18 protein-coding genes are annotated in these 19,687 nt (G+C 60.4%); 16 read left to right on the top strand and 2 right to left on the bottom strand.

The features are described 5' to 3' along the window. The gene (locus G471_RS0113345; RefSeq protein WP_028995784.1) at nucleotides 1–690 is read right to left on the bottom strand and encodes a transglutaminase-like cysteine peptidase; all 690 of its coding nucleotides are present in this window, start codon (nucleotides 688–690) and stop codon (nucleotides 1–3) included. 132 nt (nucleotides 691–822) lie between these two features. Between G471_RS0113345 and G471_RS17695 the strand changes: the two genes are divergently transcribed. The 4 genes from G471_RS17695 (at nucleotide 823) to G471_RS0113325 (ending at nucleotide 6,865) form a co-directional block, all read left to right on the top strand. Beyond that, entirely contained in the window at nucleotides 823–2,121 is a 1,299-nt protein-coding gene (locus G471_RS17695) for a lytic transglycosylase domain-containing protein (protein WP_157272521.1), read from the top strand. After that, nucleotides 2,121–4,199 carry a putative bifunctional diguanylate cyclase/phosphodiesterase gene (locus G471_RS17690; RefSeq protein WP_051295487.1) on the top strand — a complete coding sequence of 693 codons (2,079 nt, stop codon included), beginning with the start codon at nucleotides 2,121–2,123 and terminating at the stop codon, nucleotides 4,197–4,199. Before G471_RS17695 ends, G471_RS17690 begins: the two co-directional genes overlap by 1 nt. 147 nt (nucleotides 4,200–4,346) lie before the next feature. Further along, nucleotides 4,347–4,850, top strand: a complete 504-nt coding sequence (locus G471_RS18425) for a hypothetical protein (RefSeq protein ID WP_028995783.1) — start codon at nucleotides 4,347–4,349, stop codon at nucleotides 4,848–4,850. Nucleotides 4,851–4,909: 59 nt separating this feature from the next. After that, complete coding sequence (locus G471_RS0113325; protein WP_028995782.1) at nucleotides 4,910–6,865, top strand: bifunctional diguanylate cyclase/phosphodiesterase; 1,956 nt, start codon at nucleotides 4,910–4,912, stop codon at nucleotides 6,863–6,865. Here G471_RS0113325 and G471_RS0113320 read toward each other — a convergent pair. Continuing rightward, nucleotides 6,862–7,233, bottom strand: coding sequence for an Mth938-like domain-containing protein (locus G471_RS0113320; RefSeq protein WP_028995781.1), 372 nt, complete (start codon nucleotides 7,231–7,233; stop codon nucleotides 6,862–6,864). The two genes, G471_RS0113325 and G471_RS0113320, sit on opposite strands and share 4 nt — an antisense overlap. A 69-nt stretch (nucleotides 7,234–7,302) precedes the next feature. On the opposite strand from G471_RS0113320, the gene G471_RS0113315 reads away from it, so the two are divergent. The 12 genes from G471_RS0113315 (at nucleotide 7,303) to nqrF (ending at nucleotide 19,666) form a co-directional block, all read left to right on the top strand. Next, complete coding sequence (locus G471_RS0113315) at nucleotides 7,303–8,550, top strand: pyridoxal phosphate-dependent aminotransferase (protein WP_028995780.1); 1,248 nt, start codon at nucleotides 7,303–7,305, stop codon at nucleotides 8,548–8,550. Between the two features lie 3 nt (nucleotides 8,551–8,553). After that, the gene (locus G471_RS0113310; protein WP_028995779.1) at nucleotides 8,554–9,864 is read left to right on the top strand and encodes a homoserine dehydrogenase; all 1,311 of its coding nucleotides are present in this window, start codon (nucleotides 8,554–8,556) and stop codon (nucleotides 9,862–9,864) included. A 140-nt stretch (nucleotides 9,865–10,004) separates the two neighbouring features. Further along, entirely contained in the window at nucleotides 10,005–10,277 is a 273-nt protein-coding gene (locus G471_RS0113305; protein ID WP_051295485.1) for a DUF2249 domain-containing protein, read from the top strand. Between the two features lies 1 nt (nucleotide 10,278). After that, on the top strand, nucleotides 10,279–11,403 hold the full coding sequence (locus G471_RS0113300) for a hypothetical protein (protein WP_051295484.1): 1,125 nt from the start codon (nucleotides 10,279–10,281) through the stop codon (nucleotides 11,401–11,403). 33 nt (nucleotides 11,404–11,436) lie between these two features. Continuing rightward, a complete protein-coding gene (thrC, locus tag G471_RS0113295) occupies nucleotides 11,437–12,864 on the top strand; it encodes a threonine synthase (protein ID WP_028995776.1) in 1,428 nt (475 codons plus the stop codon). Then, nucleotides 12,861–13,487, top strand: a complete 627-nt coding sequence (locus tag G471_RS0113290; RefSeq protein WP_028995775.1) for an SAM-dependent methyltransferase — start codon at nucleotides 12,861–12,863, stop codon at nucleotides 13,485–13,487. Before thrC ends, G471_RS0113290 begins: the two co-directional genes overlap by 4 nt. A gap of 326 nt (nucleotides 13,488–13,813) precedes the next feature. Further along, nucleotides 13,814–15,154 (top strand): Na(+)-translocating NADH-quinone reductase subunit A, encoded by a 1,341-nt coding sequence (locus tag G471_RS0113285; RefSeq protein WP_028995774.1) that lies wholly within the window; start codon nucleotides 13,814–13,816, stop codon nucleotides 15,152–15,154. Nucleotides 15,155–15,156: 2 nt separating this feature from the next. After that, nucleotides 15,157–16,371, top strand: a complete 1,215-nt coding sequence (locus G471_RS0113280) for an NADH:ubiquinone reductase (Na(+)-transporting) subunit B (protein ID WP_028995773.1) — start codon at nucleotides 15,157–15,159, stop codon at nucleotides 16,369–16,371. Continuing rightward, complete coding sequence (locus tag G471_RS0113275; RefSeq protein WP_028995772.1) at nucleotides 16,361–17,146, top strand: Na(+)-translocating NADH-quinone reductase subunit C; 786 nt, start codon at nucleotides 16,361–16,363, stop codon at nucleotides 17,144–17,146. The genes G471_RS0113280 and G471_RS0113275 overlap by 11 nt, the downstream gene beginning before the upstream one ends. Before the next feature lie 2 nt (nucleotides 17,147–17,148). Continuing rightward, nucleotides 17,149–17,817 carry an NADH:ubiquinone reductase (Na(+)-transporting) subunit D gene (locus G471_RS0113270; protein WP_028995771.1) on the top strand — a complete coding sequence of 223 codons (669 nt, stop codon included), beginning with the start codon at nucleotides 17,149–17,151 and terminating at the stop codon, nucleotides 17,815–17,817. Nucleotide 17,818: 1 nt separating this feature from the next. Beyond that, on the top strand, nucleotides 17,819–18,427 hold the full coding sequence (gene nqrE, locus G471_RS0113265; protein WP_028995770.1) for an NADH:ubiquinone reductase (Na(+)-transporting) subunit E: 609 nt from the start codon (nucleotides 17,819–17,821) through the stop codon (nucleotides 18,425–18,427). Between the two features lie 12 nt (nucleotides 18,428–18,439). Then, on the top strand, nucleotides 18,440–19,666 hold the full coding sequence (gene nqrF, locus G471_RS0113260; RefSeq protein WP_028995769.1) for an NADH:ubiquinone reductase (Na(+)-transporting) subunit F: 1,227 nt from the start codon (nucleotides 18,440–18,442) through the stop codon (nucleotides 19,664–19,666). Nucleotides 19,667–19,687 lie beyond the last annotated feature (21 nt).

Below are 19,687 nucleotides of genomic sequence, written 5' to 3'. Positions count from 1 at the left end.
TCACATCGCCTTTTCTTTGGCCAGTTTCTCCAGTAATTCGCGCCACAGGCGGACATTCGATGCGCCGCCCTTGCGCGAGTTGCCCGACGCCAGCCACAGATCGTCGTCATTGAAGCTATACACAGGCTCGAGATCCGGGCGTTGCGACGCGGGGCGAAGCTCGGGCACAAGGTTATCCATGATCAGAGGTTCGGCATCTGGGGTTGGATAATAGGCCAGCACCATGTGCGCTTCATCCAGTGTCTTGGCGCGGACGTAAGTAATGCGCAAACGCTCGATGGGGATGCCAAGTTCCTTCAGCGACAGGTACTTGGCAATCGAGTAATCCTCGCAATCGCCGCCGTAGGATGAGAGCATTTCGACTGGCGTGGCCCAGTAATCATCCTGTCGCCAGTGCTGCATGTCCCGGTAATAGGGGACCTGGTTGAAAAAACTGTTGATCTTGCGCAGGGTCAGCGATTCCGCTCGGGTATCGTGCTGGATCGCACCGGGGGCATCGGTATGGCGCATATCGTTGACCAGTCGCTGCCAGATCATCAGGCGTTTTGGGGCATCCGGTGAAAAACGCTGGGCGACGTGGCGTAACAGGCCTTCGGAGAATGCAACAAGACTCGCGGTCACCGGTAGGGCGATGGCGATCAGTAAAGCGGCGGTAGCGATGTATTTGCGTCTGGCGCTTGCTGTCGGCATCTACGCATATGGTCTTGGGACAGCTGCATTGTACAGGTAGAGCAAGCCTGAAGCGTGCTATGACCTTGGTTGTATTTGTTAATTTTTCATTCAGGGGTAAAGTCAGCAGGTTTTCCTTATGACGGCTTCAACTTGAATTTTCTCGCCCGGACCACTCTTCTGCTACTGGCCTCACTCGTACTTTCCGGGTGTGCATCGGTATTTGATGCGCCCTACGTGGAGGTCGAGCAAACGCCTGTGGCACTCAGCGTGCCCGATGTGGAGATTGAGCCGGAAGCGCCAGCTGCCGAGGTGACGGCAGAGGCCAGGACATACCCGGACATCTGGGCGCGTATCCGCGAAGGTTTCAGGCTCGAAGGCATCGATGGCGATGCCGAGGTTCAGGCGGTTGCCAAGCGTTTTGGCGCCAACGGCATCGTTCAGCGCATTGCGGAACGGGCCGGGGGATTGTTGTATCACGTGGTCGACGCGGTCGATGCCCGTGGCCTGCCGATGGAACTGGTGCTGGTTCCGTTTGTCGAGTCCGGCTATTCGCTGCATGCGGCATCGCATGCCGAGGCACACGGGGCCTGGCAATTCATCGAGAGCACGGCAAAAAACTACGAAATCGGTATCGATCGTTTCCGCGATGATCGTCGCAACCTTGTGGTTTCGACGCGTGCTGCGCTGGATTACCTGCAGGCCTTGCATGCTATGTTCGACGACTGGCAGCTGGCGATGGCCGCCTATAATTGCGGTGAACGCAGGGTGCAGAACGAGATTGAGCGGGCCAGGCGTCGCGGTGTCGCGAAACCGGGGTTCAAGGACATCGCCGCCGCCTTGCCGCAGGAAACCCGTGAGTACGTACCGCGCATCCTGGCGGTGCGGCGCCTGTTGCTCGATCCAGTCGAATATGGCGTCAAACTGCCGGCAATCCCGAATGCCCCGCAATACAGCGTGGTGGAAATTCACCGCGACATCGATGTGCTCCTGCTGGCCAGGCTGGCCGGCCTTACTCAGGACGAATTGCTGCGCCTCAATCCTTCGCTGAAGGCACCGGTGATCATCGGGCGGCATAACGTCAACCTGCTGTTGCCTCCTCAGGCGGCGCTACGACTGGTCGACAACATGGCGACTCATGTCGGCCCATGGGTGACTTGGCGGATGCTACGGATCACGCGGCCAGCCACGCCACAGGAAATTGCCGAACGGAACAGGTTGTCGCTGAGTACGGTCCTGCAGGCAAATCCGCTACCAGAAGGGCATTACTACGAAGTGGGGTCCACCCTGCTCTTGCCGGCCGGGCGCCAAGGCGGAATTGATCCCGCGCAGGCTCAGCGGGCCGTGTTACTGACCCGGGCTTCTTCGGAATGCATGGTTCTGCAAACCTGTGCTGGCGATGCGGCAAAGGTGGTCCCGCCAGCAACCGTCAATGGCTTGCCGCGCCGCTGATGAGCATCCAGAGTAATTCCAGCTTGCTCTCCCAGGCTCGCGTTCTGGTGGTCGGGAGTGATCCTGGGGTGTGTTCCGACCTGATTCGCATACTGACGCCACAGATTGCGGAGCTGATTCAAGCGACCGATGGAGAAACCGGGCTCGAACGTTGGAGTAAGTTCAGTCCAGATGTCGTGATTGCCACTCAGGTGTTGCCAGATTTTGATCCGTTTGGGATGAGTGAGAAAATCCGGGCGCTGGATCCTGATGCCTTGATCATGATCGTTTCTGCTGCCGCGAGTAATGACTTCCTGCATCGGGTGATTGAACTTGGTATCGATGCCCATCTTCTCCTGCCGCTCGATTGTTCGCAGCTACTTGATATGCTCGCGCGCTGCCTGCGGGATCGTCAGCGGGTGCTTGACCTTAAAATGGCGAGCATGGTTTTCGAGGTGGTCAATGAGGGCATCCTGATCACCGATGATCAAGCCAGGATACTCGCGGTGAACCCGGCATTTTCCCTGCTGACAGGGTATCGTCCGGATGAAGTGGTCGGACAGCGCACGTCATTGCTGTCCTCGGGTTTGCATCCCCCTGAGTTCTATCGGACGATGTGGGAAACCTTGTTGACCCATGGGCGCTGGTCGGGAGAGATTACCAATCGGCGCAAGGATGGCGTTCTTTACGATCAGTGGTTGTCGATTGCCGCAGTCGATGGCGAAATTGGCGTGCCGCAGCGTTTTGTCGGGTTGGTTTCCGATATCACCGAGCGCAAGCGCGAGGAAGAGCGCATGCGGCGTCTTGCGCATTTCGATAGCTTGACCGGTTTACCCAACCGGGTTCTGTTCCTTGATCGTCTGCAGCGCTCGATTGCTCGGGCTCGTCGCTATCGCCACAAGCTGGCCGTGCTCTACCTGGATCTTGATCATTTCAAGCTCATCAACGACAACTGGGGTCATGCTGCCGGCGATGAAGTGCTTAGGGTATCGTCGTCACGCATGCTTCAGGCCTTGCGCATGAGCGACACTGTCAGTCGGCGCGGGGGGGACGAATTTGTCCTGATCCTTGAACAAGGTGATGCACCAGAGCGCATGGACATCATCTGTCAGAAGCTTCTTGACGAGATTTCGAAGGAAATTCCCTACGGCAACACAACCCTGAAGATTGACGCGAGTATCGGCGTTGCCATCTACCCTGATGATGCCGAGGATACGGATGAGCTTCTTGTTGCTGCCGATCTTGCCTTGTATGAAGCCAAGGCCGCGGGCAAGGGGTGTTTCCGTTTTTTTCATCCGTGGGAAACGCTGCGTTCCCATGGTCGTCGCGACATGGAGCGAGCCTTACGCGAAGGGCTTACGGATTGGCGCTATACCCTGCGTTACCTGCCTGAAGTCTCCCTGAAAACGGGCCGAGCCGAGTACGTTGAAGCGTTGCTGCGTTTTCAGCATCCGGAGTTCGGCTTGCTTGATGCCGGTCGATTTCTCGAGATTGCCGAGGAAATCGGCATCATGCCGGAGCTCGGCCGCAAGGCCCTGGCGCAGGCCGCCGGGGAATTGAACAATATGAACGGTGATCTGGGCTTGGTCATTGACCTCTCGGCCAAGCAACTTTCGGCGCCTGATGCAGTGGGGCACCTGTTGGCGACTTTGGCGGCGGCGGGGGTGCCAACCCGGAGGATTACTTTCGAGTGCTCTGAAGCCGCATTGACCGGTAACGAACGTGCAGTCAAAACGCTGCTTGGACTGGCAGATTCCGGATGCAAGTTCTCGCTCGATGATTTTGGTGCTGGCTACTGTTCCTTCAGCTTGCTCAGCCAGTTGCCGATGAGTTCGATCAAGATCGATCGCTCTTTTACCTGCGAGATTACAGTCAATCCACAAATGCGGGAATTGGTGGCGGCGCTGGTGGCATTTGCCCAACGTCTCGGGGTCAGGGCGGTGGCTGAAGGGGTGGAGACGCCTGAGCAATTGGAAATGCTGCGTCAGATAGGCTGTGATGCCGTGCAGGGGTATGTCTTTGGCAGACCACTCAGTTTCGATGAGTGGCGGGTCTGTGCGCTCGCCATCGACGGTGATTTCGGCATTGTCTCCGGATAGCAGGAGGGCTTTTGTGGGCTGTATTTCACATGTTGAAAAGTGTTGTATTGAAAAGATTTTTCGCTCATGTTTATGCGAAATTGAAGTTGACGAACGGGTAAGTCGGGTGCTAATCTGATGCCATATCAAACCTTGTCGGGGGATCGAATGAAGACCTTTAAGAAGATTGCACTGGCAGCCGGTATTACGCTGTCGAGTTTCGCGGCTGTAGCTGCGTTTTCACCGAACATGACGCTGGCTCAGGTCGATGCTGAAGTTCAGCAGAACCTGGCCGCTGGTCAATCGCTCTCCGCGATTGCTGCTGCAGCCAAGAAGGCTGGTGTTTCTGAAGCTTCGCTGATCAGCGCGCTGCTGAGCCAGGGCGCTGATCTGCAATCGGCGATCGGTGCGATGGTTGCTGCCGGCTACCAGCCTGCTGCCGTGGTTTCTGCCGCGATTGCTGCTGGTGCTTCTCCGGCTGCGGTGACCCAGGCAGCGCTTGCCGCCGGTGTGGATCCGCAGATCGTGACGGCTTCCACGGCTGCCGGTGGTCCCCAGGGCGGTGACACGGTTGGCGGCCCGAGTGGTTCGGGTAATTTCGGTAGCTCGCCGGGCTCCAATTTCAGCGGTGGCGGCGGCGGTAGCGGTGGCGGTAGCGTCAGCCGCTCCTGAGTTTGTTGTTTTGTTGAAAATGGCAGCCTTGGGCTGCCATTTTTTTTGAGGGTGTGTTCATGACCTTGAGACGGCAGCTTTTTCTCGGGATTTCGGTCATCTTTCTCGGCGTATTCGTGGGGCTGGCGATACTGGGAGTTTCCGGAACGCGTACTTACCTTGAGGAACAACTGGGCTCGCATGCCCAGGATGCCGCGTCGTCGCTGGTTCATCCGCTCTCCCAGTCGCTGGCCGACGGCGACATGATCCTGGCAGAAACCCAGGTGGCAACCCTGTTCGACCGGGGGTATTTCCAGCGTATTGCGATTCTCGGCCTGGATGGTTCGGTCATCGTCGAGCGCGAACTGGCGGCCAAGGTCGAAGGCGTGCCCATGTGGTTCACATCGCTGGTGACCTTGCAGGCGCCGGCTGGCGAGTCTTTCCTGACGGCGCGTTGGCGTCAGTTGGGCAAGGTCGTCGTGCTCTCCCAACCGACGCATGCCTATCAGTATCTGTGGAAGTCAGCACTGGAAATCTCGGGCTGGATGTTGCTTGCCTATTTCCTGGCGCTGGCGCTGGTGCGCATGGTGTTGCGCTGGATCCTGAATCCCCTGTCCGAAATTGAACGTTCGGCCGTCGATATCCAGCAAAAACATTTTGGCCAGATTGCCGTCAAGCCTCGAGCCCTGGAATTGGCCAGGGTGGTTGGTGCGATGAATGACATGTCGCGGAAAATTTCCGAGTTTCTTGATGCAGAATCGAGAAAGGCCGAGAAATTCCGCCGTGAAGCCTATCAGGACGATGTGACCGGCCTGGATAACCGGCGCAGCTTTGATTTGCGTCTGGCGCAGGCGCTGAGCGGAGAAATTGCATTTTCCGACGCTGCATTGCTCGGCATCGAAGTGAACAATCTCAAGGATTTCAACACCGAGGCCAGTTATCGCAAGGGTGACCAGTTCCTGGCCTCGGTGGCTGCCGCTGCCCGAGAAACGCTGGGTGACAAGGCTTCGATTCTCTGCCGTATTGGCGGTAGCTCTTTCGGCTTCGTGCTGTTTGATCAGAATACGGTGACCTTGGCCGATATCGGTCGTCAGTTGCGTGACCGTCTGCAGCAGATTTTTGATGCTCTGGAAGGTGGCAATGATTTTTCCTTCAGTATCGGCATGGTCCATTTCCGCCACGGCGAGGAGCGGGCACGGGTGTTGTCCCGGCTTGATCTGGCCATCGAGAGTGCGCGCCAGTCGGGGCGGAATGGCTTGCAGTATGTGGTCGATGTGGGCTCCTCGGAGTCTTCGATCGGTTCGCTGGCTTGGCGTGAGTTGATCCGTAACGCCCTGGCCGAGAATCGGTGGACGCTGCTCGGTCAGCCGGTGGTTTCCTTGTCCAGCGGTGAAGTGATGCAGCAGGAAATCATGACGCGTCTGGTCGGGAATGACGGCAATTTGGTGCCGGCGTCGGTGTTTCTACCGATGGCGATGCGCCACAAATTGATGCCGGATATCGATCAGGCCCTGTTGTCGCTGGTCTTTCGCCGCCTGGAGGAGCGGGGTGGCAATGAGTGCGTCAATCTGGCGGTCAATCTCTCCAACCAGAGCCTGGATAACCGCGAGTTCCTGACCTGGATTGGTGGGCGCCTGTCGCGCCTGAATCAGCGGGGAGTCCGTCTGTCCTTTGAATTGACCGAATACGGTTGCTCGCTCGACATGGAAGCGGCGCGTCAGTTTGCTGACATGCTGCGTACGCACCAGGTGCGCTTCGGGATCGATCATTTCGGTCTGATGCCAAGTTCGCTGCAGTTGCTGCGCGATTTGCCGCCGGATTATGTGAAGCTTAACGCCGGACTGGTCGCCGAAGCGCCGGAGAACGAGGCTGCACGGGCGCTACTGCGCTCGATCGTGTCGCTGGCGTCGTCGCTTGAGGTCGAAGTGATTGCCCAAGGCGTCGAGAACGCCGAGCAGGTGGAGATGTTGCTCAAGGACTCGGTGAAGGCCGGGCAGGGCTACCATTTCGGTGCGCCGTCGGCCGACCGGATCTAGTCGAAAAGCAGCGCCGCAGCGACTTTGCGGCCTTCGCCGGCGAGAATGTTGTAGGTCCGGCAGGCAGCTTGCAGGTCCATGATTTCCAGGCCGATGCCGGCTACTGCAAATGGGCGCATCCATTCGACCGCGGGGAAACGCAGGCGTTTGCCGGTGCCGAGCAGGATGATGCCGATGCCCAGTTCGAGCAGTTTCTGGCGGTCGGCCTCGGTCAGTGCATCGACGCGGGCCGTCGACCAGTCGGCGATGATGCTTTCAGGGCACACGATCAGGTTGTTCTCGTGCTTTTGATGATTGACCGCAACGTAGTCGTCACCGTAGGCGGTGAACAGATTGAGGCCGTCAGTGCTGGATGTATGGAGTTTCACTTTGCGGTGCAGCATTCGTAATAGTAGGATTATACCTTTGGCCCAAACCTCGCCAATCCGGACAATTTCATGAAGCACGTCAAGAAATCCGCCAAACTTGCCAACGTCTGCTACGACATCCGCGGCCCTGTGTTGCAGATGGCCAAGCAGATGGAAGAAGAAGGCCACAAGATCATCAAGCTGAACATCGGCAACCTGGCCTCGTTCGGTTTCGATTCGCCCGAAGAAATCCAGCAGGACATGATCCGCAACCTGCCCAACGCGGCCGGCTACACGGATTCGAAGGGCATCTTCGCGGCGCGCAAGGCGATCATGCATTACACCCAGCAGAAGCACATCAAGGGGGTGACGCTGGAGGACATCTACGTCGGCAACGGCGTATCCGAACTGATCGTGATGGCGATGAATGCCTTGCTCGACGCCGGCGACGAAGTGCTCGTGCCGGCCCCCGACTATCCGTTGTGGACGGCGGCGGTCAGCCTGTCCGGCGGCAAGCCCGTGCATTACCTGTGCGACGAGGAAAAGGGCTGGCTGCCCGACCTCGACGATATCCGCAGCAAGATCAACAAGAACACGCGGGCGATCGTCATCATCAACCCGAACAACCCGACCGGCGCGCTGTATCCGGATGACCTGCTGCACGAGATCATCGAGATCGCCCGCCAGCACCACCTGATCATCTACGCCGACGAGGTGTACGACAAGGTACTGTACGACGGCGTCACCCATACCTCGATCGCGGCCCTGTCGGAAGACGTGCTGACCATCACCTTCAACGGCCTGTCGAAAAACTACCGTTCCTGCGGCTACCGTGCTGGCTGGATGGTCGTTTCCGGCGACAAGCGTCATGCCAAGGACTATATCGAGGGCCTCGACATGCTGGCCTCGATGCGCCTGTGCGCCAACGCGCCCGGCCAGCACGGCATCCAGACCGCACTGGGCGGTTATCAGAGCATCGACGATCTGGTGCGCGACGGCGGTCGCCTGCGTCGCCAGCGCGATCTCGCACACGAACTGATCACCGCGATTCCCGGTGTCTCCTGCGTCAAGCCCAAGGCGGCGCTGTACATGTTCCCCAGGCTTGATCCCAAGATCTATCCGATCAAGAACGACCAGCAATTCATCGCCGAACTGCTGCAGGAAGAAAAGGTCCTGCTGGTCCAGGGGACCGGCTTCAACTGGCCGCAGCCCGACCACTTCCGGCTGGTCTTCCTGCCGCACGAGGACGATCTGCGCGAGGCCGTCGGCCGCGTTGCCCGCTTCCTCGAAAACTATCGCAAACGTCACAACACCAACCATCTCATCAACAAAGACTGAGCTATGAAACCCATCAATGTAGGCCTAATCGGCATCGGCACCGTCGGCGGTGGCACCTGGACCGTTCTCAACCGTAACGCGGAAGAAATTACCCGCCGCGCCGGCCGCCCGATTTGCATTACCGCCGTGGCCGACAGGAATGTGGAACTCGCCCAGCAGATCACCGGCGGCAGCGCCCGCGTCACGGCCGACGCCTTTGCCCTGGTCAATGACCCGGAAATCGACATCATCGTCGAACTGATCGGCGGCTACGGTGTCGCCAAGGATCTGGTGATGCAGGCGATCGCCAACGGCAAGCACGTCGTTACCGCCAACAAGGCGCTGCTCGCCGTGCATGGCACCGAGATCTTCACCGCCGCCCAGCAGAAAGGCGTCATGGTCGCCTTCGAAGCGGCCGTCGCCGGCGGCATCCCGATCATCAAGGCGCTGCGCGAAGGCCTGACCGCCAACCGCATCGAATGGGCGGCCGGCATCATCAACGGTACCACCAACTTCATCCTCTCCGAGATGCGCGACAAGGGCCTGCCCTTTGCCGACGTGCTCGCCGAGGCGCAGCGCCTGGGTTATGCCGAGGCCGATCCGACCTTCGATATCGAAGGTGTCGACGCCGCCCACAAGGCGACGCTGATCGCCTCGATCGCCTACGGCATCCCGGTCCAGTTCGACAAGGCTTACGTCGAAGGCATCACCAAGCTCGAAGCCTCCGACATCAAGTACGCCGAACAGCTCGGCTACCGCATCAAGCTGCTCGGCATCGCCAAGCGCCGTGAAAACGGTGTCGAGTTGCGCGTGCATCCGACGCTGATCCCGGCCAAGCGCCTGATCGCCAACGTCGAGGGCGCGATGAACGCTGTCGTCGTCAAGGGCGACGCCGTCGGCACCACGCTCTACTACGGCAAGGGCGCCGGCGCCGAGCCGACCGCCTCGGCAGTGATCGCCGACCTGGTCGACGTCACCCGTCTGGCCACCGCCGACCCGGAACACCGCGTGCCGCACCTGGCCTTCCAGCCCAACGCGATGTCCAATCTGCCGATCCTGCCGATGAGCGAGATCGAGACCGGCAACTACCTGCGCCTGCGCGTCGAGGACAAGGCTGGTGTGCTCGCCGACGTCACCCGCATCCTCGCCGACCAGGGCATCTCGATTGACGCCATGCTGCAGCGCGAGCCGGAAGAGGGCGAGGGTGAGACCGACATCATCATCCTCACCCACGTCTGCAGCGAAAGCGCCGCACTCGCCGCGATCGCCAAGGTCGAGGGACTGGCTGCGGTCAAGGGCCAGGTCAAGCGTATCCGTCTGGAAGAACTGCAGTAAATCTGCCGGTCTGTGCATGGAGAAAGGGGGCTGCGGCCCCCTTTGTTGTTCAGGGCGATGCAGATCAAGGAAACGACCGGCCGGGGTCGGCAGAATCAGGGCTCTTGCTGCTTGCGGCAGCTTCTTACAAGGAAATCCCCATGACTCACGCCATCCATGCCTGCGACCGTCCCACCGCCGAGGCGCTTTATCCCTTCGACGCCCGTGGTGTTGCCAAGCGTTTTCGTCATGCCGCCATCTTCGGCGCGCTCGAGTCGCTGATGCCGGGCGAAACCATGCGTTTCTGCAACGACCACGACCCCTTGCCGCTGCTTGCCCAGATGCAGCAGCGCTATGGTAACCAGGTGTCGATCGAGTACGTGCAGCGCGAACCGGGCGCCATCGTCATCGACTTCAAGGTGATCGGCGGCTGATTTGCTGATAACCGCTGCCCTGACGCTACTGGCCGTGCTCACAGCCGCTTCGCTGGCGGCGGTCGGGGTCGGCACGCCGGCAGCGGTGGCGCATCTGGTGTTTGCCGTCGGCATCGTGCCGCTGATTTTTGCGGCAATGACGCACTTCGTGCCCGTGCTCACGCGAACCGGCGATGCGCCGGCAATCATCCGGTGTTTGCCGGTGTTTGCCCAGTTGGCTGGGGTCCTGCTGGTGCTTGCATTGCAGGGCATATTCCCCTACGAGCTGCTGCAACTGGCAGCCGCCATCGATCTGGCACTGGCCGGCGGCTTGCTCTACTGGATCGTGCGTCGGGCACGTGCCGCGTTGGGGCGGCCGCATCCGGGCTGGCGATGGTATGCGGCAGCACTTGCTGTACTGATGCTGGCGCTAGTGGCCATCCTCGCGATGGCGCTGTGGCCGGCGCATTGGCAAATCTGGCGCCTGCTGCATCTGCACCTGAATACGCTGGGCCTGGTCGGCCTGGCCGCATTCGGTACGCTGCCGGTTCTTCTGCCGACCGTGCTTGGCCGAGGTGACCCGGGGGCAGCACAATGGCTGCAGCGTTACCTATGGCCCATGCTGCTGGCCGTGCTGACGCTGGTTCTGGGCATTGCCGTTCATTGGTCGCTGGCGGCCGTCGGGGCGTCGGTGCTGCTGGTCTTGGCCGGCCTGCTGCTGGTGCGCTGGTTGCAATGCTTCGGATGGCCGCGACTTCCTGGCGATGGTGCGGCGGTATCGCTCATTGCCGCCGTGCTCGGCTGGATGTTGGGTTTGCTCGCCGGTGTGTTGCATGGCGGCGGGGCGATGCCGGCCATGCCCGGGCTGTGGGCCTGGGTGGCAGCGTTCCTGCTGCCGCTGGTGACCGGTGCCTTGAGCCAGTTGCTGCCGGTGTGGCGCTGGCCGGGGCGGCAATCCCCGGAGCGCGACGCGATGCGCAGCCGCCTGGTCGCCCGTGGGGCGCTGCGGGCAGGCTTTTTCCTGCTGGCTGGTGCTGCGTTTCTGGGCGGTTTTGTATTGCCCGGCATGATCTTGGCCATGCTCGGCTTGCTGCTGTTTATTGTTTCCGTGCTGCAGACCGTGCGAATCCGGCAGTCGACGCGTTAAAATCATCGTTTTTCCGCTTTCCAGGGTTTCACCATGCGCTACATCTCGACTCGCGGGCAGTCCGCCCCTCAGGCCTTCTGCGACATCCTTCTCGGTGGTCTGGCGCCGGACGGTGGCCTGTATCTGCCGGAATCCTACCCGCAAGTCAGCCGCGCCGACCTCGATGTCTGGCGCCAGCTTTCCTACGCCGATCTGGCTTACGAAATCCTGTCGAAGTTCATCACCGATATTCCGGCTGACGACCTCAAGGCCATCGTCGCCAAAACCTATACCGCCGATGTCTATCGCTTCACCCGTAACGGTGGCGACGCTAGCCAGATCACCCCGCTGACCAAGCTGGAAGATGGGCTATACACGCAGGAGCTGTCGAACGGTCCGACGCTGGCCTTCAAGGACATGGCGATGCAGTTGCTCGGCAATCTGTTCGAGTATGTACTGGACAAGCGCGGCGAGTCGATCAACATCCTTGGCGCCACTTCCGGCGACACCGGTTCGGCCGCCGAATACGCGATGCGTGGCAAGCACAACGTCAAGGTCTTCATGCTGTCGCCGGACGGCAAGATGAGTGCTTTCCAGCGCGCCCAGATGTATTCGCTGACCGATGCCAACATCTTCAACATCGCCGTGCGCGGCATGTTCGACGACGCCCAGGACATCGTCAAGGCGGTTTCCAACGACGCAGCGTTCAAGAAGCAGTACAAGATCGGCGCCGTCAATTCGATCAACTGGGCACGCGTCGCGGCGCAGATCGTCTATTACTTCCAGGGCTATTTCCTGGCGACCCAAACGAACGATGAGCAGGTCTCGTTCTGCGTGCCGTCGGGCAACTTCGGCAACATCTGCGCCGGTCACATCGCCCGCATGATGGGCTTGCCGATCAAGCAACTGGTGCTGGCGACCAACGAAAACGATGTGCTCGACGAGTTTTTCCGCACCGGCATCTACCGCCCGCGGACCTCGGCGGAAACCAGCGTGACGTCCAGCCCGTCGATGGATATCTCCAAGGCCTCGAACTTCGAGCGTTTCGTGTTCGATCTGGTCGGCCGCGACCCGGTGGTGATCCGCGACCTGTGGTCCAGGGTCGATCAGGGCAAGGCCTTCGATCTGAGCACTACGGTTTATTGGAAGGATCTGCCGAAATTCGGTTTTGTTTCCGGGCGCAGCTCGCACACCGATCGCATCAACACCATCCGTTTTGCCCAGGGCCGTTATCAGGTCATGCTCGACACGCATACCGCCGACGGACTCAAGGTCGCGCTGGAAAAACGTCAGCCGGGCGTGCCGATGATCGTGCTGGAAACCGCGCAGCCGGCGAAGTTCGAGGAAACCATCCGTGAAGCGCTGGGCGCCGAACCGGTTCGCCCAGCCGAACTGGCCGGTATCGAAAATCTCGAACAACACGTTGTGGTCATGGATCCGGACGTCGAGGCGATCAAGCGCTTCGTGGTCGAGCGCGTGTGAGTTCCGGACACGAAACCTTCTGGTCGGCACGCTATCGCGATGTTGGCGACGAGTATCTGTTCGGTACGGCGCCGAATTCTTTCCTGGCCGGGCAGGCCGAACGTTTCAGCGCCGGGATGAGAGTGCTTTCGGTGGCCGATGGTGAAGGACGCAATGCGGTCTGGCTGACAGAGCAGGGGTGTGAGGTCACGGCCACTGAGATTTCGCCTGTTGCGCTGGAAAAGGCGAGAAAGCTGGCTCGTGCCAAACAGGTCGTCGTCGAATTTGTCCAGGCGGACATCCTGGACTGGGCCTGGCCGCAGGAGGCTTACGATGCCGTGGTTGGCATCTTCATCCAGTTCGTTGGGCCGGACGATAGGGCGCGCCTGTTTGCCGGTATGCAGGGGGCGGTCAGACCTGGCGGTCGCTTGTTCTTGCACGGCTACACCCCGAAACAACTCGAATACCGTACGGGTGGTCCTTCCGCGCTGGAGAATCTATATACCCGGTCCATGCTGGAAGCGGTATTTTCCGGCTGGGAAATCGAGACATTGCGTGAGCACGAAGATGTGATCGCCGAAGGGTGTGGACACGCAGGTAAATCTGCGCTGATTGATCTCGTGGCGCGTAAACCGGTGGCATGATAAGGGCGGGTTGGTGGTAGGCAAGGTGCGAGTTGCTGTCACCGATATCGGACGCCTGGTCAGATAACGCTTTAGTGCATGGGAGCCCCTTTCTTCAAGATATTGGGAGGGGGGGTTAATTTGTTCTATGCCATTGCTCGCAAATATTAACGATCCATTATTTTCCCCGCTTTTGTTCCGGTTAGTCGCCGAGTCGGCTAAAATCCGAAGGTTTGTACATTTCTGCAAAGATTTGGCGGCAAGGGCGGTGCGGTGTGCAGTCTGCGGAGGCTGGGTAGCGCGGAATACGGCCTTGCGTTGTGTTAACCTCACTTCGGGCTAAGCGAATGATCAGAATTAAACGCGGTCTGGACTTGCCCATCACCGGGGCGCCTGAACAGCGTATCGAGGCCGCAAGGCCGGTACGCAGCGTGGCGGTCATCGGCTTCGATTACCATGGTATGAAGCCGACGATGTCCGTTCAGGTTGGTGATCGGGTCAAGTTGGGCCAGGTACTGTTTTCCGACAAGAAAACGCCTGGCGTTCATTTCACTGCACCGGGTGCTGGCGTGGTCAGTGCCATTCATCGGGGCGAGCAGCGGGTGCTGCAATCGGTGGTGATCGATCTGGATGGCGACGAAGCCGTCGAGTTCGCCAGCTACTCCGATGCCCAGCTCGAAACCCTGAGTGCCGGACAGGTTCGCGAAAACCTCCAGCAGTCGGGCTTGTGGACCGCCCTGCGGACCCGCCCGTTCAGCAAGGTGCCGGCCGTGGATTCGACGCCGGCCTCGATTTTCGTGACGGCCATCGACACGCATCCGCTGGCCGCCGATCCGGCAGTGGTCATCGCCGAATCGGCCGAGGATTTTGCCCGCGGCCTGCGCGTGCTGGCCCGTCTGGCCAAAGTCTTCGTTTGCACTGCCGCCGATGCGAAGATTTCCGCCGCCGGCATCGCCAATGTCCAGGTCGAACAGTTCGCCGGTCCGCATCCGGCCGGTCTGGCCGGGACGCATATCCATTTCCTCGACCCGGTCGATGCGCACAAGACAGTGTGGACGATCGGTTACCAGGACGTCATCGCCGTCGGCAAGCTGTTTGTCAGCGGCCGTCTGTCGGTCGAACGCGTCATCGCCCTGGGCGGTCCGATGGTCGACAAGCCGCGCCTGCTGCGCAGCCGTCTCGGCGCCAGCCTGGATGAGCTGACCGCTGGCGAACTGAAGACCGGCAAGAAGGTGCGCGTCATCTCCGGTTCGGTGTTCGGCGGTCGCACTTCGCGCGGCGCCTGCGCCTGGCTGGGACGTTACCACCAGCAGGTGTCCTGCCTGGAAGAGGGGACCGAGCGCGAGTTCCTGCATTACCTGCGCCCCGGCGTGGAGAAGCATTCGGTGCTCAACCTCTACGTCTCCAAGCTGATGTCCGGCAAGCTGTTCGATTTCACCACCAGTACCAACGGCAGCCCGCGGGCGATGGTGCCGGTCGGCAATTACGAAGAAGTGATGCCGCTCGACATCCTGCCGACGCAGTTGCTGCGCTACCTGATCGTCGGCGATACCGAGATGGCCCAGAAGCTGGGTTGCCTGGAGCTCGACGAGGAAGACCTGGCGCTGTGCAGCTATGTCTGTGCCGGCAAGTACGAGTACGGTCCCATCCTGCGTGACAATCTCACGCGCATCGAGAAGGAGGGTTGAGCATGGGCCTGCGCTCCTGGCTCGACAGCATCGAGCATCATTTCCACAAGGGCGGCAAGTACGAGAAGTGGTACGCCCTGTACGAGGCCGTTGATACCGGCCTGTTCAAACCCAACAGCGTGACCAAGACGACGGCTCACGTGCGCGACGGCCTCGACCTCAAGCGCATGATGATCACCGTCTGGTTGTGCACCTTCCCGGTGATGTTTGCCGGCATGTGGAACGTCGGCTTCCAGGCCAACTCCGTCTTTGCCGCCAGCCCGGATCTGCTGGCTGCGCAGGACAACTGGCGTCTGAGCCTGATTGCGCTGTTTGCCGGCTTCGATCCGACCTGCCATTGGGACAACCTGGTTCATGGGGCAGCGTATTTCCTGCCGATCTACGCCGTGACCTTCGTTGTCGGTGGTTTCTGGGAAGTCTTGTTCGCGTCGATCCGCAAGCACGAGGTCAACGAAGGTTTCTTCGTCACTTCGGTGCTGTTCGCGCTGACGCTGCCGCCGTCGATTCCGCTGTGGCAGGTGGCGCTGGGCATCAGCTTCGGCGTCGTCATCGGCAAGGAAGTCTTTGGCGGTACCGGCAAGAACTTCCTGAACCCGGCGCTGACCGGCCGTGCCTTCCTGTTCTTTGCCTATCCGGCGCAGATTTCGGGCGACGCGGTGTGGACGGCCGTCGATGGTTATACCAGCGCGACCATCCTGGGTACCGCGGCAGCTGGCGGCATCGAACTGGTGACGGCCGGCGGCATTACCTGGTGGGATGCCTTCCTCGGCAACATCCAGGGCTCGATCGGTGAAACCAGCACGCTGGCCATCTTCATCGGTGGTGCGGTCCTGCTGATTGCCCGGATCGCTGCCTGGCGCATCGTCACCGGCGTGATGCTGGGCATGATCGCGATGAGCCTGCTGCTCAACATGATCGGCTCGTCGACCAACCCGATGTTCGCGATGCCCTGGTACTGGCACATGGTCGTCGGCGGCTTCGCCTTCGGCATGATCTTCATGGCCACCGACCCGGTGTCGGCGTCGATGACCAATACCGGCAAGTGGATCTTTGGCGCGCTGATCGGCGTCATGGTCGTGCTGATCCGTGTCGTCAATCCGGCATTCCCCGAGGGCATGATGCTGGCGATCCTGCTCGCCAACCTCTGTGCCCCCTTGATCGACCACTTCGTGGTCGCGGCCAACATCAAGCGGAGGGCTGCACGCCATGTCCAATAAAGAATCCACCAGCCGCACGCTGTTCGTCGCCCTGGCGGTCAGTCTGGTCGCTTCGGTCTTCGTCGCCGGCTCGGCCGTCGCGCTGAAGCCGGTGCAGATCGAGAACCGCCTGCTCGACAAGCAGCGCAGCATCCTCGCCATCGCCGGCATCGGCGGCGACAAGCTGTCGTCGCGCGAAGTCAAGGACCTGTTCAACAGCCGCATCAAGGCCCGTGTCGTCGACCTCAATACCGGCGAATACAACGACAGCCTCGATCCGGTCACCTTCGACCCGCTCAAGGCCGCCAAGGACCCGAAAACCTCCGCCGCTCTCAAGGGCAGCGAGGATCTGGCCTTGATCAAGCGCCGCGAGCAATTCACGACGGTGTACATGGTCGAGCAGAACGGTCAGCTCGAATCGCTGATCCTGCCGATCCGTGGCTACGGCCTGTGGTCCACGCTGCACGGCTTCCTCGCCGTCAAGCCGGACCTCAATACCGTGGTCGGTCTCGGCTTCTATCAGCATGCCGAAACCCCGGGTCTCGGCGGCGAAGTCGACAATCCGAAGTGGAAGGGCATGTGGCCGGGCAAGACGCTGTTTGACGACAGCGGCAAGCCGATCATCCGCATCGTCAAGGGCGGTGTCGATCCGGCCAGCCCGGATGCCGGCCACCAGGTCGATGCGCTGGCCGGTGCCACGCTGACCAGCAACGGTGTCGACCGTCTGATGCAATTCTGGCTCGGCGAACAGGGCTTCGGTCCCTATCTCGCCAAGCTGCGCCAGCAGGGAGCTTGATCATGTCCAAGCATACAGCCAAGGAAGTACTGCTTAACCCCGTCTTCGCCAACAACCCGATCGGTCTGCAGATCCTCGGTATCTGTTCGGCGCTGGCGGTGACCTCCAACCTCAAGACGGCATTGGTGATGTCGATCGCGCTGACGCTGGTGACCGGGTTCTCCAACCTGTTCATCGCGTCGATCCGGGCGCAGATTCCGGGTTCGATCCGGATGATCGTGCAGATGGTCATCATCGCCTCGCTGGTCATCGTCGTCGATCAGGTGCTCAAGGCCTTCGCCTACAGCCTGGCCAAGCAACTGTCGGTGTTCGTCGGCCTGATCATCACCAACTGTATCGTCATGGGCCGTGCCGAAGCCTTCGCCATGCAGAATCCGCCGTGGATTTCCTTCCTCGACGGCATCGGCAACGGCCTCGGCTACAGTGCCGTGCTGATTTCCCTCGGCATCGTGCGCGAGCTGTTCGGCGCCGGCAAGCTGATGGGCATCGAAGTCCTGCCGCTGGTCAAGGATGGTGGCTGGTATGTGCCGAACGGCATGCTGTTGCTGCCGCCCTCGGCATTCTTCCTGATCGGCCTGCTGATCTGGGGCCTGCGCATGTGGCGCCGCGAGCAGATCGAGAAGCCGGCGTTCCGCATGGCGCATCAGGTCGTCGACAAGGAGGCCTATTAATATGGAACATTATCTCAGCCTGTTCGTCCGCGCCGTGTTCATCGAGAACATGGCACTGGCCTTCTTCCTCGGCATGTGTACCTTCATCGCCATCTCGAAGAAGGTTGAAACCGCCATCGGTCTCGGTGTCGCCGTGGTTGTCGTGCAGACCATCACCATTCCGGCCAACTACCTGATCTACGCCTATTTGCTGCGTGACGGTGCGCTGGCCTGGGCCGGCATGCCCGATGTCGACCTGTCCTTCCTCGGCCTGCTGTCGTATATCGGGGTCATCGCCGCGATCGTGCAGATCCTGGAAATGCTGCTCGACAAGTATGTGCCCAGTCTGTACAACGCGCTCGGCGTGTTCCTGCCGCTGATCACGGTGAACTGCGCGATCATGGCCGGTTCGCTGTTCATGGTCGAGCGTGACTACAACTTCGGCGAAAGCGTCGTCTATGGCCTCGGCTCCGGGTTCTCCTGGGCGCTGGCGATTGCGCTGCTGGCCGGTATCCGCGAGAAACTGAAGTACAGCGACGTGCCCGAAGGTCTGCAAGGCCTGGGCATCACCTTCATCACCATCGGGTTGATGTCGCTGGGCTTCATGTCCTTCTCCGGCGTTCAACTGTAAGGAGGGGCAGGGATGAATATTCAGGAAATCCTGCTCGCGATCGGCATGTTCACCGTCATCGTGCTGGCACTGGCGATGTTCATCATCGCCGCCCGCGCCAAGCTGGTGTCGAGTGGCGACGTGACCATCGAAATCAATCACGAGCGCACCATCACCGTACCAGCGGGCGGCAAGCTGCTGCAGACGCTGGCCAACAACAACATCTTCCTGTCTTCCGCCTGCGGCGGCGGCGGCACCTGTGCGCAGTGCAAGTGCCAGGTCCACGAAGGCGGCGGCGAGATGCTGCCGACCGAGGAATCGCACTTCACCAAGCGCGATGCCAAGGCCGGCTGGCGCCTGTCCTGCCAGACGCCGGTCAAGCAGAACATGAAGATCGAAGTGCCGGAAGAAGTGTTCGGCGTCAAGAAGTGGGAATGCACGGTCGAGTCCAACCCGAACGTCGCTACCTTCATCAAGGAACTGACGCTGCGCTTGCCGGAAGGCGAGAACGTCGACTTCCGGGCCGGCGGTTACGTCCAGCTCGAATGCCCGCCGCACGTTGCCAACTACAAGGACTTCGACATCCAGCCCGAATATCGCGGTGACTGGGACAAGTTCAACATGTGGCGCTTCGTTTCCAAGGTCGACGAGCCGGTCATCCGCGCCTACTCGATGGCCAACTATCCGGAAGAGAAGGGCGTCGTCAAGTTCAACATCCGTGTCGCTTCGCCACCGCCCAACCGTGACGATATCCCGCCGGGCAAGATGTCCTCGTTCGTCTTCAACCTGAAGCCGGGCGACAAGGTCACCGTCTATGGTCCGTTCGGCGAGTTCTTCGCCCGCGAAACCGACAACGAGATGGTCTTCATCGGCGGCGGTGCCGGCATGGCGCCGATGCGCTCGCACATCTTCGACCAGATGAAGCGCCTGAAGTCCAAGCGCAAGATCAGCTTCTGGTACGGTGCGCGCTCGATGCGCGAAGCCTTCTACGTCGAGGAATTCGACAAGCTGGCCGAGGAAAATCCGAACTTCAAGTGGCATCTGGCACTGTCCGATCCCTTGCCGGAAGACAACTGGACCGGCTACACCGGCTTCATCCACAACGTGTTGTACGAGCACTACCTCAAGGACCATCCGGCGCCCGAGGATTGCGAGTTCTACATGTGCGGACCACCGATGATGAACGCCGCCGTGATCAAGATGCTGCTGGATCTCGGCGTCGAGCGCGAAAACATCATGCTCGACGATTTTGGTGGTTAAGGACGGAACAAGGGAAGGAGG

It is taken from the genome of Azonexus hydrophilus DSM 23864, assembly GCF_000429605.1.
In the GTDB taxonomy this organism is placed as follows: Bacteria; Pseudomonadota; Gammaproteobacteria; order Burkholderiales; family Rhodocyclaceae; genus Azonexus; species Azonexus hydrophilus.
This window is presented reverse-complemented; position numbering and strand designations above follow the sequence as displayed.

Bases quoted from the DNA above. Each gene is read 5' to 3' on its own strand.
- G471_RS0113345 (WP_028995784.1), bottom strand. From the start codon at position 690: ATGCCGACAGCAAGCGCCAGACGCAAATACATCGCTACCGCCGCTTTA.
- G471_RS17690 (WP_051295487.1), top strand. From the start codon at position 2,121: ATGAGCATCCAGAGTAATTCCAGCTTGCTCTCCCAGGCTCGCGTTCTG.
- G471_RS18425 (WP_028995783.1), top strand. From the start codon at position 4,347: ATGAAGACCTTTAAGAAGATTGCACTGGCAGCCGGTATTACGCTGTCG.
- G471_RS0113325 (WP_028995782.1), top strand. From the start codon at position 4,910: ATGACCTTGAGACGGCAGCTTTTTCTCGGGATTTCGGTCATCTTTCTC.
- G471_RS0113315 (WP_028995780.1), top strand. From the start codon at position 7,303: ATGAAGCACGTCAAGAAATCCGCCAAACTTGCCAACGTCTGCTACGAC.
- G471_RS0113310 (WP_028995779.1), top strand. From the start codon at position 8,554: ATGAAACCCATCAATGTAGGCCTAATCGGCATCGGCACCGTCGGCGGT.
- G471_RS0113305 (WP_051295485.1), top strand. From the start codon at position 10,005: ATGACTCACGCCATCCATGCCTGCGACCGTCCCACCGCCGAGGCGCTT.
- thrC (WP_028995776.1), top strand. From the start codon at position 11,437: ATGCGCTACATCTCGACTCGCGGGCAGTCCGCCCCTCAGGCCTTCTGC.
- G471_RS0113285 (WP_028995774.1), top strand. From the start codon at position 13,814: ATGATCAGAATTAAACGCGGTCTGGACTTGCCCATCACCGGGGCGCCT.
- G471_RS0113280 (WP_028995773.1), top strand. From the start codon at position 15,157: ATGGGCCTGCGCTCCTGGCTCGACAGCATCGAGCATCATTTCCACAAG.
- G471_RS0113275 (WP_028995772.1), top strand. From the start codon at position 16,361: ATGTCCAATAAAGAATCCACCAGCCGCACGCTGTTCGTCGCCCTGGCG.
- G471_RS0113270 (WP_028995771.1), top strand. From the start codon at position 17,149: ATGTCCAAGCATACAGCCAAGGAAGTACTGCTTAACCCCGTCTTCGCC.
- nqrE (WP_028995770.1), top strand. From the start codon at position 17,819: ATGGAACATTATCTCAGCCTGTTCGTCCGCGCCGTGTTCATCGAGAAC.
- nqrF (WP_028995769.1), top strand. From the start codon at position 18,440: ATGAATATTCAGGAAATCCTGCTCGCGATCGGCATGTTCACCGTCATC.